General features: G+C 59.4%; 15 protein-coding genes. 4 read left to right on the forward strand and 11 right to left on the reverse strand.

Annotated elements, in window-relative coordinates; genetic code table 11:
* Positions 1-53: 53 nt before the first annotated feature.
* The 6 genes from V8J82_RS08850 to mtgA all read right to left on the reverse strand — a co-directional run bounded on the left by V8J82_RS08850 (position 54) and on the right by mtgA (position 4338).
* Entirely contained in the window at positions 54-236 is a 183-nt protein-coding gene (locus V8J82_RS08850; protein WP_339974292.1) for a hypothetical protein, read from the reverse strand.
* 298 nt (positions 237-534) lie between these two features.
* Entirely contained in the window at positions 535-1017 is a 483-nt protein-coding gene (locus tag V8J82_RS08855) for a L,D-transpeptidase family protein (RefSeq protein ID WP_339974294.1), read from the reverse strand.
* Between the two features lie 17 nt (positions 1018-1034).
* Complete coding sequence (locus tag V8J82_RS08860) at positions 1035-1919, reverse strand: SDR family oxidoreductase (protein WP_339974296.1); 885 nt, start codon at positions 1917-1919, stop codon at positions 1035-1037.
* Positions 1916-2947 (reverse strand): tRNA epoxyqueuosine(34) reductase QueG, encoded by a 1032-nt coding sequence (queG, locus tag V8J82_RS08865; protein WP_339974297.1) that lies wholly within the window; start codon positions 2945-2947, stop codon positions 1916-1918. The genes V8J82_RS08860 and queG overlap by 4 nt, the downstream gene beginning before the upstream one ends.
* A complete protein-coding gene (gene fzlA, locus V8J82_RS08870) occupies positions 2944-3609 on the reverse strand; it encodes an FtsZ-binding protein FzlA (RefSeq protein ID WP_339974298.1) in 666 nt (221 codons plus the stop codon). Before fzlA ends, queG begins: the two co-directional genes overlap by 4 nt.
* A 51-nt stretch (positions 3610-3660) precedes the next feature.
* On the reverse strand, positions 3661-4338 hold the full coding sequence (mtgA, locus tag V8J82_RS08875) for a monofunctional biosynthetic peptidoglycan transglycosylase (RefSeq protein ID WP_339974299.1): 678 nt from the start codon (positions 4336-4338) through the stop codon (positions 3661-3663).
* 478 nt (positions 4339-4816) lie between these two features.
* Here mtgA and V8J82_RS08880 point away from each other — a divergent pair, with 478 nt between their 5' ends.
* Positions 4817-5722 carry a LysR family transcriptional regulator gene (locus tag V8J82_RS08880; RefSeq protein WP_339974301.1) on the forward strand — a complete coding sequence of 302 codons (906 nt, stop codon included), beginning with the start codon at positions 4817-4819 and terminating at the stop codon, positions 5720-5722.
* A 104-nt stretch (positions 5723-5826) separates the two neighbouring features.
* Here the strand turns inward: V8J82_RS08880 and V8J82_RS08885 are convergent, their stop codons facing one another.
* Genes V8J82_RS08885 through V8J82_RS08895 form a run of 3 tightly spaced genes read right to left on the reverse strand, consistent with a single transcriptional unit; the run spans position 5827 to position 8286 of the window.
* Entirely contained in the window at positions 5827-6825 is a 999-nt protein-coding gene (locus tag V8J82_RS08885; RefSeq protein WP_339974302.1) for an OmpA family protein, read from the reverse strand.
* Between the two features lie 4 nt (positions 6826-6829).
* Positions 6830-7561 carry a GNAT family N-acetyltransferase gene (locus V8J82_RS08890; RefSeq protein ID WP_339974303.1) on the reverse strand — a complete coding sequence of 244 codons (732 nt, stop codon included), beginning with the start codon at positions 7559-7561 and terminating at the stop codon, positions 6830-6832.
* Positions 7558-8286 carry a competence/damage-inducible protein A gene (locus tag V8J82_RS08895; RefSeq protein WP_339974304.1) on the reverse strand — a complete coding sequence of 243 codons (729 nt, stop codon included), beginning with the start codon at positions 8284-8286 and terminating at the stop codon, positions 7558-7560. Before V8J82_RS08895 ends, V8J82_RS08890 begins: the two co-directional genes overlap by 4 nt.
* A gap of 46 nt (positions 8287-8332) precedes the next feature.
* Here V8J82_RS08895 and sfsA point away from each other — a divergent pair, with 46 nt between their 5' ends.
* The 3 genes from sfsA (at position 8333) to radC (ending at position 10754) form a co-directional block, all read left to right on the forward strand.
* On the forward strand, positions 8333-9058 hold the full coding sequence (gene sfsA, locus V8J82_RS08900) for a DNA/RNA nuclease SfsA (RefSeq protein ID WP_339974305.1): 726 nt from the start codon (positions 8333-8335) through the stop codon (positions 9056-9058).
* Positions 9059-9133: 75 nt separating this feature from the next.
* Positions 9134-9943 (forward strand): type I methionyl aminopeptidase, encoded by an 810-nt coding sequence (gene map / locus V8J82_RS08905; protein WP_339974307.1) that lies wholly within the window; start codon positions 9134-9136, stop codon positions 9941-9943.
* Between the two features lie 43 nt (positions 9944-9986).
* On the forward strand, positions 9987-10754 hold the full coding sequence (gene radC, locus V8J82_RS08910) for a RadC family protein (RefSeq protein WP_339974308.1): 768 nt from the start codon (positions 9987-9989) through the stop codon (positions 10752-10754).
* Between the two features lie 113 nt (positions 10755-10867).
* Here radC and V8J82_RS08915 read toward each other — a convergent pair whose 3' ends face one another.
* Positions 10868-12412, reverse strand: a complete 1545-nt coding sequence (locus V8J82_RS08915) for a substrate-binding domain-containing protein (RefSeq protein ID WP_339974309.1) — start codon at positions 12410-12412, stop codon at positions 10868-10870.
* Between the two features lie 24 nt (positions 12413-12436).
* Positions 12437-13450: a hypothetical protein gene (locus V8J82_RS08920; protein WP_339974311.1), complete on the reverse strand. Its 1014-nt coding sequence runs from the start codon at positions 13448-13450 to the stop codon at positions 12437-12439.
* Positions 13451-13470: the final 20 nt, after the last annotated feature.

Here is a 13470-nt window from a genome sequence, read left to right on the forward strand (position 1 = left end):
AAAGGCGCCACCCGAAGGCAGCGCCAATTCAATGTCGTCAATTGATCCGAGGATCAATCGTGATGCAGTGCCAGAACCAGCAGAAGCACGGCGATGGCGGGCACCAGGATGCCGCCTGCCGAGCTGCTTGTTTCTTCCACGATGACAACCGGTTCGATGACCGGCTCAACGTAGCCGCCGGCAAATGCGCCAGTGGCGACAACCGACAGTGCAGCAGCGAGAGCAAGTTTCTTCATAATATCCTCCAAGATACGCCCCTTTCACGCACAATGCGCAGGTTGGGGCACCCAAGACTGTACCTCGTGATGTTGTGTAACCTGCGTTGTCCGCTGATTGCAATGGCTCGGAAATTGCGCACCCCAGAGGAAACAGCGAGTGGCGTCAAATAAGCAACACTTCTCGTGACCTTCGCTGTTCCGGCCGCGGGTCGTGGCAGAAAGATGGTTAAATCCTTACCAAAACCACGCAAATTTATGTCGAAATAGCGTTGCCCGCAGCGATAGAATCAGTGCCGCGGTCGGTCTTTCGAGGTGATCAGGGATAAATCGAAATCGGCGTCCCGATCTCGACCATTGCGTAGATCTGGCGCATTTCTGCATTGGTGACTGCGATACATCCGACCGTCCAATCCTCAATCCGACGGAAGGGCCTTGGGGTCCCGTGGATGAAAATATCACCTCCCGGATCAACGCCAGCCTCCTCGGCGCGGGCGATATCCTCGGCATTGGGGTAGTTGATGCCGATGGACAGATACCATTCGCTGTTCGGGTTACGGCGATCAATAATGTATTCGCCTTCGGGGGTGCGTCCGTCACCTTCTTCGTTCTTGTGGCCGGTCGGTGCGAAGCCCAACTCGATCTCATAGGTCTCAAGCAGTTGATCGTAATGGTATAAAACCATCTGACGTTCGGATTTGTGGACGACAATCCGTGTGACTTCAGGACCGTTGTAGTCGACGAACCGCGAACAGCCGGTCAGGGCCAACACGGTGAGAAGGGCGATCAGGATAAAGCGCATGATGTGAACTGCTCGATTTATGGTTTTGCGGCATCATCGGCCAATTTGCGTTCGATCGCCAGTAGCTGTGCCAAACCTTCGCGATAGTTGGCGTAGCGCAGCGTCACGCCCAGCTCGGACTTGATCCGCGTGTTATCAACCCGCTTCGATTCGGCATAGAAGCTGCGCGCCATCGGGCTCATCTCAGCCTCGGCGATGGGAATGCCCGGCGGGATAGGCAAACCCAGCAGTTCAGCGGCATGGGCGATGACGTCTTGCGGCGGGGCGGGATCATCATCGCAGACATTGTAGGCCGCACCCGGATTAGGCCGATCCATCGAGGCGAGCAGTACCTGCGCGATGTCATCCACATGGATACGGCTGAAAACCTGGCCCTCCTTGATAATTCGCCGCGCAGTCCCCTTGCGCACCTTTGCAAAGGGTCCGCGCCCGGGGCCATAGATTCCGGCCAGGCGGAACAGATGTACCGGCAAACCGCTGTCACGATAGAGGTCCATCCATTTGGTTTCGGCATCGACGCGCGCTTGTCCACGTTCGGTTGACGGTGTGAGGGCGGTATCTTCGGTCACCCAATCGCCGCCATGGTCGCCGTAAACGCCCGTTGTGCTGAGGTAACCGACCCATTCCAAATGGACTGCATCCGCGAAGGTATCGCTTAACTCCGCCAGAACCGGGTCGCGCCCATCCTCTGGCCCCGCGGAGATCAAAACATGCGTCGCTTGGGCGATCTCGTCGCGCATATCCGAACCGGGAAACAGGCACGGAGTCACCTCTGTGCCCGCCAGAGATTGCAGCTTTTCGGTACTGCGGGTCGTTACGACAATGGACTCTACCTGCTTGGGCTCCAAGGTGCGGACCAGCGCCTTCGCAGAGAATCCATAGCCGAAGATCAACAGCTTCATTGCAACCTTTCCACGGCCCAACGAGCCGCATCTGCTACGGCGGGATCTGGGTCGTCAACCAGATCTTGCGCCGCTGGGATCAGCCCAGGGTTCCCGGAATTCCCGATGGCGTAAAGCACGTTCCGCACAAATCGGTCCCGTCCGATCCGTTTGATCGGAGATCCTGAGAACATTGCCCGAAACCCTAGATCGTCCAGTTTGGCCAGATCCGCCAAGGCAGGCGATTGCAATTCGAGCCTGGGTGCATAGCGAATATCTCGGGAGGCTTGAGCGAATTTGTTCCAGGGGCAGATCGCCAGGCAATCATCGCAGCCATAGATCCGGTTGCCCATCTTGGCCCGCAACTCAAGATCTATAGGACCTTTATGCTCAATGGTCAGGTAAGAAATACAGCGTCTTGCATCCAGCTTGAACGGTGCGGGAAAGGCATCGGTTGGGCAAATGTCCAAACAGGCGGTGCAACTGCCGCAATGTTCTGCTTCTGGCGCGTCATCCGGTAATTCGATTGTTGTGAAGATCGCGCCCAAGAAGAACCAATTGCCTAAATCGCGCGCCAGAAGGTTGGTGTGCTTACCCTGCCACCCCAGACCGGCGGCTTGGGCCAAGGGTTTTTCCATCACCGGTGCCGTGTCGACGAAGACTTTGATCTGTTCGCCCGGTACTTGATCAAGCAACCAACGCCCCACCCGTTTCAGCCGCTTTTTGACCAGGTCGTGATAATCCTTGTTTTGCGCATACACGCTGATCGTCGCGTGATTGCGGCGGGCCAGCGCGTCCAGCGGGTCATCTTCGGGCGTGTAGGGTTCGGCCAGCATGATGATGGACCGCGCCTCAGGCCAAAGGGTTTGCGGATCGCCGCGCCAATGCATGCGCTCTGCCATCCACCCCATCTGGCCGTGATATCCAGCCTCCACGAACTCGCTTAGGTGAGTTGCCAAATCCGGCGCGGCATTGGGGCGGCAAATTCCGATCTTCGCAAACCCGGCTTGTCGGGCTTCAGCCTCAAGCGCGGTGCGCAGGGCGCTCAAAAGTCGAGATTCGCGTAATGGGGCGGCTGCGGGAAGCCAAAGACCTGGTCGGCGAGGATTGACCGGAAGGCGGGCCGGGATTTCACCGTGGCATACCAATCCTTCACCGGCTGGCTCAGGCTCCAATCCACGTCCGAGATATAGTCGAGGCAGCTGAGCTGCGCGGCCGCAGCGAAATCGGCCATCGTCATGGCATCCCCCGCCAGCCATCGGCGATGATCCAGCAGCCAATCCATGTAGCGCAGGTGGAACTTGATGTTTTGTGCGCCGTTCTTGATGGCGCGGCCATCAGGGTAACCCGCGCGCATCAGCTTTTTGTGTACGCGTTCATGGACCAAGTTCACGGTGACTTCGCTGTGGAACTTATCGTCGAACCAGGCGACCAGGCGTCGAACTTCGGCTCGCGATGTAGGATCGCTGGGCATCAGTGCCGGCTCGCGCACCGTCTCTTCCAAGTATTCGCAAATTGCCGTGGAATCGCACAGCGTCAGCCCGTCGATCTTCAGGATGGGCACCTTGCCCGCAGGGTTCCGGCGCAAGAACTCGGTCGACGGTTCCCAATATGTTTCATCCACCAACTCAACCTCGATCCGCTTCTCGGCCAAGACCAATCGGACTTTCCGGCAGAATGGAGACAGGGCGAAGTGATACAATCGGGTCATTGGGTGGCTCGCGTCAGTGCATGTTGTCTTTGCAAGGCGATGGACGAAAAATCAATTCGCAAAGCAAACATCCCGCCCATCAGCGCGAATCGTTGCCGCGCCGTCAGCGATCGCGCGCGCCCGTGCGGACACCGCATTGGACGGCGCGCTGGCATTGCGTTGTTGCGGGTTGGGCAGGACAGCGGCCAGCAGGGCGGCCTGTCGTGGATTGAGATCTGCGGCACTGATGCCAAAGTGGTGGCGTGCGGCAGCCTCGGCACCGAACACACCAGGCGCGAATTCGGCGACGTTCAGATAGACTTCAAGAACACGGCGCTTTGGCCAGATCAGCTCAACCACCGGAGTAAGTGTGGCTTCAAGCGCTTTCCGCAGCCAGGATCGTCCGTGCCAAAGGAAAGCGTTTTTCACGGTTTGCTGGCTGATCGTGGATCCGCCCCGCGCCGCACCCTGCGCGATGGCATCGCGAATGGCGGTCATATCGAAACCCCAGTGACGGCAAAAGTTTGCGTCCTCCGCTGCGACCGCCGCGCGCGCAAGGTGGATCGAAATTTCATCCATCGGTGCCCAATCCCGTTCAACCGAGCCCAGGCGCGCCCGTTCGCTGAGGATGTAGGGCGTCGTCGGCACGGGCAGTACGGCATAGGCGGCGATCCAGACCAGCACCAACGCCGTTGCGCCGAACAGCGCACGCCAAAGCCATCGCCGGATCTTGCGCGCCCATCGCCGCATCCGCGGCTCTTGCTTCGGTGTTTTCCGCTTGCGCTTTGCCACGCCTTATCTCGCGAAACCTGCTCTGTATCTGCGTTAAGTATCCCTGCTGCGGGCTGCGACACCAGCCCCATATGGAATATCGGAGCACAGACGCGACCCATCCGCCGCACATTTTGCCCCGCACATGGCAAGGTGTGCTTGGAATAGCTTGGAAAACCACCCCAAGACCGTAAGCGGTTTCCTTTTCCCGGGTAACCGTTTTTCGGCGCGCGCCGCTGCAACAAAACAGCCAAATATCCCCAGGAATCAGCAGATTTCACGCCGGATCGCCCTTGCACAATCGCCCCGCTTTCGCCTCAACCATTAAGAATGGATTAACAACAGTTGCCATGCCTTGAACGATCCGCGGAATAATCCTGCTTTGGCCCGCGCGCGCCCCCAATTGCGCCCCAATTGACGGCGACAAGGTACATCACGTTGTAAGAGGTAAGTGCGCATGGATCGCCTGACGGAAATGGAAGCCTTCGCCACAGTTGTGGACCAGGGCGGATTTACAGATGCCGCCAAGAAGATGGGGATTTCCAAGTCCGCCGTGTCTAAACATGTATCGTCGCTCGAGGCGCGTTTGGGCGCCCGGTTGTTAAACCGCACCACGCGCCGCGTTAGCCCAACCGAGATCGGCCTGGCCTATTATGACCGTGCCCGGCGCGTGTTGAACGATGCGGGTGAGGCCGATGCCCTCGTGACGGCCATGCAATCGGCACCGTCCGGAACACTACGCGTTTCGATTGCGACGGATTTCGGCGTCAATCATGTCTCACCAATTCTGGGCGAGTTTCTGAAGAGTTATCCCGACATCACCGTCAATATGGTTTTGAACAATCGGTATGTTGAGCTGATCTCGGAAGGCTTTGATATGGCCATTCGCGTCGGTGAGTTGGAAGACAGCTCACTTATGGCGCGCAAGATTTGTGAAACGCAGCGTCGGATGATTGCGGCGCCATCCTATTTCAAGGAATACGGTCGCCCTTTGCGCATCGACGATTTGAACGAACATAAGCTTTTGCACTACTCGAACTCGTCTTCGGGCAATGTCTGGAAACTAACCGCGCCATCGGGCGAGCAGCGACAAGTGCGCACCGCCGGTTGGCTGACGGTGAACGATGGCCAAAGCCTGTTGAACGCAGCGATTGGCGGTCTGGGTATCGCCTATTTGCCCAGCTTCCTCTACGCCGATCCGATGCGCGCTGGCCTGTTGGAAGACGCCATGCCCGACCTGCCCGTCGAAACCCAAGGCGTTTATGCGGTCTATCCGCCGGGCCGCTACATCCAGCCCAAGGTGCGCGCCTTCATCGACTATCTCGTTGAAAACTTTCGCGATAAAGGTCCCACCGATTGGTGAGACGCTGCAGTACCTGTCTGCCCTGCCTTAGGTCTATTGTCCTATTGTGACCTAGGCTCAACTCACCCCGGGAAGATGGCTGCCATCCCCCGGGGTTTTTTGACTCATCGAGTGTTTTGACCAGGATCTTCCAGCACCACTTCGACCCGGCGATTGGTCTCGCGCCCAGCTTCGGTTGTGTTGTTGGCCCGTGGCGACAAGAAGCCGATCCCTTCAGCGCGAATTTGGGCGGGATTTACACCGAGACTGCCCGTCAGATAGTCGCGCACTGCCGCGGCGCGCGCTTCAGAGACGGCGATATTGGCGTTTAGCGAGCCCGTGAAATCGGTATGGCCAACCAAAACCACACGCCGCTCGGGATCCTCGGCCAGAAATTCTGCCAGCGCCGTTAGCGAGCCATAGGCCCGCCCGCTGAGCGTGGACGCGCCCGTCCCAAACTGCAAATCATCCAAGGGCGCGGCCCCATCTTCGACCAACCGACTGATAACGTTCCCGTCGCCAGCGGGTGTCAGCGTCAGCTCAATGTCCGGGGCGGCATCAGGCGTGCGGGTCGAATGTATTGTCGGTGGAGCATCGCCCCCTGTGTTGGGTTGCACCAGGGCCATATGCACAAAGCCAGTGCTGCCGCCTTGACTGACCATCAATGCAACGTCTTCTGGGCCGTCCTCGCCGTCGCGCGTGCCCGCCAGATAGAAGAAATTACCAAGATCGACATGCATTTCAGGCGCGTTTCCGACGGGCAAAGCATGGCGAAAGTCAAAGCCGCCGCAATTGATCGCATTACATGAAAACGCAATCTCGTAGCCTTGATCGATCAATTGCTGCCGCAGATTCTCGGCGAGACTGGCGGCGTTGGTCGACGCACCGCTTGTGTGCCAGACGAACTCGCGTACCGCGCCTTCGGCCAGGCGTGTGGGTACGGCACCATCCACAAAACGGTCGGTCGCAATCGGATGGGCACTGTCGGTGGCCTGAGTGTTCAGAACGAGAGAGGCGCCTTCGGCGAAATCCAATTCCAGCGCAACCACAGGGCTTAAGAGCCCATAGAAGGTCACGCACAGGATAGCTGTGCGACAGGGGATCCTGTGGCCGATGGATGTCACCAGGCTATGCCGCCTCTTGTTGCTCACGATAATGATAGGTTCCCACAGGTTTCATTCCCAAGGAAGAATAAAGCCGTTGTGCCCCCTTATTTTGTTGCGTCACCAGGACACACAGCCAAGTTGCGCCGCTCTGAACCGCCCAATCGGCGGCTTTGCGCATCATATGTGCGGCCAGGCCCATGCGACGGCACGGGGCAACAACCTCAAGTGCGTGCAGCATCGCGATGTCGTTGTGGATGCCCAGGTAGGCGCTTCCGGCGGGCTGATCATTGATCCGCCCGAAAATCGAGGTCTTGGGACATAGGGCGCGGTCCATAATGGTGCGCCGGGCAAGATCAACGCCACCAGCCTCCCAAATCTCTGTCTGGATGGCGAGCGGTGGCCAAATATCGAATGCGGTTACAGGCGGAGGCACCGCTGCGATATCCGCAGATCGGATAACAAGCGCGTTTGTGTGATCGCGAGCGTTATATCCACGGGCCTCGAGCGCATCGTTCAACGCCGTCTGGGTGTCGGTCACCATGAAAAGAGGGGCACGGTCCTGTTGCCGCATCATCGTTTCGGCTTGGTCCAAATCCGACATTTTGAATCCCTCACCCAGGGGGTCACGCAGTCGCGTGGCACTGACCCGGTTGCCGCCTGGATCGGGGCGCTTTACGGCGAAGCCGCCGATCTCATGCGTTTCGGTCGCAGGCCATGTCGCATCGATCACAGGGATCAGCTCGTCGATTTTCATGTTGCCTCAGGGAAATGCGTTTGAAGTGCGCCCATGACGGTGTCGACAGCATTTCCGTCCTGAGACCGGACCACGACATTTGATCCGTGGATTCCGTTTTGGTGGAACGGATAAGAGCCGATGGACACATCGGGATGCGCTGCGGCCAACTCCCCCAACGGCCCCGCAATATCGCCTTCGCCGCGCTCCACGCGCAGTGAACGAGAGATCATTGGCGCGCCGCCCGTCAAGGCAGGTACCACGCTGGCTAACATTGCCTCGAAAATGCGGGGAACACCGGCCATCACATGGACATTGCCCAAGATGAAACCCGGCGCGGCCGAGATTGGGTTGTCGATCAGTGTTGCGCCGTCGGGAATACGCGCCATGCGCAGGCGCGCCTCGTTCAAGTCCTGACCCGATCGGTCATAATGGGCTTGCAGGATCGTGCGCGCATCGTCGCGAATGCCGCATTGGGCGCCCATCGCCTCGGCCACGGCTTCGGCGGTGATGTCATCATGGGTCGGGCCGATGCCGCCGCTGGTGAACAGGTTATCGTAGCTGCCCGACAGCTCGCGCACCTGCCGCACAATTACATCGTGATCATCGCTGATCATCCGCGCCTCGCACAGCGCAATGCCATGATCCGTCAGCGCCTTGGCCAAGTGGTTCATGTTGCTGTCCCGTGTGCGGCCCGACAGGATCTCATCCCCGATGACAAGCATGGCGGCTGTGGGTGTCGGCATAGGTCGCTCCTTGGACGTCAACTTGAAAGGGTATAGGTCGACACCCATGCGCTTTCCATCCCCCCTTGTGCCCGCTCGTCTGATCCGCCGCTACAAACGCTTCCTTGCCGATTGCGTGCTGGACGATGGGCAAGAGATCACCGCTCATTGCCCCAATCCAGGCTCTATGATGGGGCTTAGGGACGAAAACGCGCGGATTTGGCTGCTGCCGAACGACGACCCGAAAAAGAAACTGAAATATGGCTGGCGGCTGGTGGAGTTGCCTGACGGGCATTTCGCGGGGATCGATGCGGGCCTTCCGAACCGGTTGGTGAAGGACGCTTTGGCCGAACAACAGATTGAGGCGCTGGACGGTTATGGGATCATCAGGCCGGAACAGCGCTATGGCAGTGAGAAGAGCCGCATCGACTTTCTGCTATCTGAGCCGGGTCGACCCGATGCCTATGTCGAGGTCAAGAATTGCCATCTGCGCCGCGACGCGGATTGGGCGGAGTTTCCCGATTGCGTGACCGAACGTGGCGCCAAACATCTCCGGGAGCTAACGGCCATTGCCCAGCAAGGTGGTCTCGCTGTGATGTTATATGTTGTGCAGCGCACCGATTGTGCGCGGTTCCGATTGGCGCCCGACCTGGACCCAGCCTATGCGCAAGCCTTTGATATCGCGCGTGCGGCAGGTGTCGAAATCCTGTGTCACGGCACGGAGATCACCCCTGAGGGGATTGTGCTATCCGGTCCGCTGCCGGTGGATCCATCCCCACAAGCTAACCGCTAGTTGTGTCACAGCGCCGTCACTGGCAATTCCGGACCGAAAGGCCTAGATTATTCGTGTTTTCAGCGGAGATCCCACGTGGACGATTTCAAGGGCCGCCTCACCAAAGACGGCATTCGCATTCATAGCCAAGATGACTTCGCCGGGATGCGCAGCGCGGGGGCGCTTGCGGCTGAGATTCTGGACCGGATTGCGCCGATGGTTGTCCCGGGCGCGACCACCGGTGCCTTGGATGCGCAGATCGAGGCTTGGGTGAATGAGGCCGGGGCGACGTCGGCCACGATTGGTTACCGCGGCTATCGCCACGCCTCCTGCATTTCGGTCAATCACGTGGTTTGTCACGGTATCCCCGGCGAGAAAAAGCTGAAGGACGGCGATATCCTGAACATCGATGTCACCGTCATCGTGGATGGCTGGTTTGGCGATACGTCGCGGATGTATGCCGCCGGCACGTTGTCGCGGAAAGCCGAGCGTTTGGTGCAGGTGACCCATGATGCCCTGTTCAAAGGGATCGAGGCCGTAAAGCCCGGCAACACGTTTGGCGATATCGGGGCTGCGATCCAATCCTATGTCGAAGGGCATCGGATGAGCGTCGTGCGCGATTTTTGTGGTCATGGACTGGGGCAGGTGTTCCACGCGCCGCCCAATGTGCTGCATTACGGGCGCCCTGGGACAGGTCCTGTTCTGGAGGAAGGCATGTTCTTCACCATTGAACCGATGGTGAATCTAGGACGTCCTGAAACCAAGGTCCTGTCGGATGATTGGACGGCTGTGACCCGCGACAAGAGCCTATCGGCGCAGTTTGAGCACTCGATAGGTGTCACATCAGATGGGTGCGAGGTCTTTACCCCTTCGCCCGGCAACAAATTCCATCCGACTTGGAGCTGATGGGCTAACCGTCTGTTAACCATTTCGCGGCAGGCTGCAGGCCATGTCTGACCAGCCTGCCTTTTCGTTCGAAGAAGTCTCTCCGCGGTTCGTGCGGGCCGTTCCGGCTCAGAAGGCCGCCGGTCCATCGAAAGGCGCGGAGGCGCATCGTCACAAACATCGCGACCGGCTGCGCCAAAGGTTTACCGATGGGGGTGCCGATGCTGTGCCCGATTATGAGTTGCTGGAAATGGTGCTCTATGGCGCGATCCTGCGCGGCGATACCAAGCCCCTTGCCAAGCGGCTGTTGGCGCAATTCGGAGATATAAATCATGTTCTCGCCGCGCCCGCCGCGCGCTTGAAAGATGTGGAAGGCGTCGGTGACAAGGTCGTGTTTCAGCTCAAGTTGATGGAGGCTGTCGGTCATAGGATGGCCCGCGCCAAGGTGATGAAGCGACCTATTCTAAGCTCATGGGACGCGTTGCTGGAGTATTGCCAGACGGCCATGGCGCATCGGGATCTGGAGCAATTCCGGGTTCTCTATCTGGACCGAAAGAACGTGCTGATCGCCGATGAGGCGCAGGCCGATGGCACGGTTGATCATGTGCCCGTCTACCCGCGCGAAGTTGTGAAACGCGCTTTGGAGTTGAACGCCTCGGCGCTGATCCTGGTGCACAACCACCCCTCGGGTGATCCGACACCCAGCCAATCGGATATCGAGATGACCTTTGCGATCCGGGATGCCGCCGAGGCGCTGGGGATCACGATCCACGATCATCTCGTCATTGGGAAAGCCCGCGAGTTGAGTTTTCGGTCCGAGGGCTATCTCTAGTCGGTGAGTTTTGAACCCTACCCTGCAGCGATATGATGAAGGGGAAGCGCGAGGGGTAACACCCTCGCCAGGTCGACCGCGTTAGTGGGCGAAACACCGGGCTGGTCTTGCGGCTAGTCCAGCCAAACTTCCACGCGCCGGTTCACCGCGCGACCCCAATCGGTGTCGTCACAAGCCATTGGCATCACCTCCCCGAAGCCATGTGTTTCCATTTCCACCCGGTCGGGCGCGGCGGCGTCCATCGCCGCAAACACTGCGTCGCGCACCGCTTCTGCCCGCCGCAAGGACAATCGTGTGTTCACCGCCGACGGGCCCATTCCGTCCGAAAAACCTGCGAAGATCAGCCGTCTCCCATCAAAGGCGCCGCGTTCTACCGCCGCGGCGAGTCGCAGCGCAGAACTGCGCGATTGCACGTCCAATTCGGCGCCGCCCGCAGTGAAGCGAAATGTGGTCGACAAACGCTCGGCCTGACCCAATACCTCAATCATGTCCTGCAGATCTTCAAGCTCGACATCTTCGCCGCCTGCACGGATTGCATTGGCCAATCGCTCGCCCTGCAACGCGACGGGTGTGCGGGTTAGTGTCTGATCTACAAAACCGGCCAAGCGAACCTGCCGCTCGGCCTCTTCGGTATCGGTAAAGGCGAGGAACTCTCGCACCAGAAGTGGAAGGCGCTGCGGGGCCAGATACATCAGAACTGGCGCCGTCAGCGGGTAATCCTCGGCCTTGACCGCATCTGCCGTGGCGCTTTGCGGAAAGCCACATGTGCCGACCAACGGCACTGCCCGGGCGCCGCCGATCCCGGCGCGGGTGGTTACACCGATGGCATAGGCGTCACCGGTGACCGCTGCAGCCAGGGATGCCGCGCTGTCATGGCGCGCGACACTGTCGCTAAGTACTGCACTGGAGGGCTGCAGAACGCGGGCTGTGAAGTCTTGCGACAGACCGAGGCCAGGTGACAGCAGATGCAGCGCAATCGGCGCATCTGGCCCGCCAAGGTCTTGCCAATTGCGCAACTCACCCGAAAACAGGCGCGCCAGATCCGGCAAGGATACCCCATCGATAGGGTTTTCGGGCGAGACAATTGGCACCAAAGCGTCGAGCGCTAGCACACGTACCCGATCGTCGAGTGGCGGATCATCCGGGCTGAGCAGTTCTGCCGCGCGGCTTTCACCCGGCGTCGGTTCGCGCCGGGCCAGCGCCACATCGGCCTCATCATTCAACAACGCCAGCAACCCGTCGTCGGTTGTTCCGGGCAGCACCGTAAAGCGCGCGGCGGGCGATCCGTTTGGGCGGCGCAACGTATATGCCGCGCCATCGACATCCAGTGTCATGCCGCGACTATCGGCAAAGGCGGCAAGCAACGCGGGGATCAATCCTTCTGCAACGGTCGCGGCCCCGGCAATGCGTGCTTCCGTCACAAAGGTCGCCAGATCGGGGCAGCCAGGCCCCAGGCAGGAGACATTTTCAGCCGATACCGTCAGCGGGCCGTAAATCGTCTCAAGCCGATAAAACGCTCCATCATAGGACAGCAAATCGCCTTCCAACTCGACCGAGCCGTCCAGTGATCGCAATTCGACATCCTGCGCCAATCCAGGACCTGCTGCTTGCCATGCAAAAAGGGCGGCACCGATGGCCGCCCCAATCCGAAAGTCCATGGGTCGTTCCCGGAGGATGAGACGTCAGTTGTTGGATGCGAGTCTCAGGTCCGCCAGAATGTTTTGCAAGACCAGAACGTCACCGACCGTCTCACAACCGGGCATCGTCATCGATAATTCTGTCACGTCCACGGGACCAGCGGCTTCGCTGCGGAGAGCGCGCGCCAGGATCGGTGCAGCGCAATTCGTCTCGGTGATCGGAATATCGACCAACATTTCGACAATGTCGCCATCCATGAGACGCGCGCGGGGTACGGTATAGATCTGCGCATAGCTACTGCCGGTGTCGATCACGGACAAAAACCCGCCCACGCCTGCGATAGCCATTTCGGCCTGCGAGGGCGCGCTCGGCCAGACATGTCCAACCTCGCCAAAGGCTGCCCCAAACTCCATCGCATGTAATTCAAGTCCCGCTTGGCCGTGCCAAGACAACCCAATCCGATCAAACTCGGCCAGATCCGGCACATCGATCAACGCCGTTTGCTCCGGCCCGTCCGCGCCGAATGTAATGGTGAAATATGCAGGGTGCTGGAAAGCGGGCATGTCCAGCGTCAGCAGACCCAGCGCATCGGTTGTGCCCGTCAGGCGCAGACCCGCATGGCTGATCGTGACGCTCTGGTCGCCACGGCATGGTGCCATGATATCCAATGCGACCATCGCCGCGGGTTGTGCGCGGGCCGTCAGCGCAACCTCGCAAGGTAGCCCGTAGGCGCTGCGATCAATCTCGTCGGTTGTGGGTTGCGGCCCCTGCGCGGGCTCGAAGCTTGCCGGAACGACTTGGGCCGCGGGGGCTACGGGCCGTATTGATCGTGGTAGATTTATACCGGATGAGGCGCTGATAATCGGCAAGACGAAAACATTGGTGGGGTTGGGACTGGATCCGGACGAAAAGGTCAGGTCCCGAACCTCACCGATATCGGCCTGTCGATCAGGGGGTTCCCAGCCCTCAATCAACCCCGCTTCGGCGGCGTATAGCATCCCGGATGCAATTGCAGTGCCGCATGCCATGATACGGATCACCAGTGAATTCAGCGTCATAACAGACACTCCCCAATCTC

The sequence above is a fragment of the Gymnodinialimonas mytili genome (assembly GCF_037544085.1).
Lineage (GTDB): Bacteria > Pseudomonadota > Alphaproteobacteria > Rhodobacterales > Rhodobacteraceae > Gymnodinialimonas > Gymnodinialimonas mytili.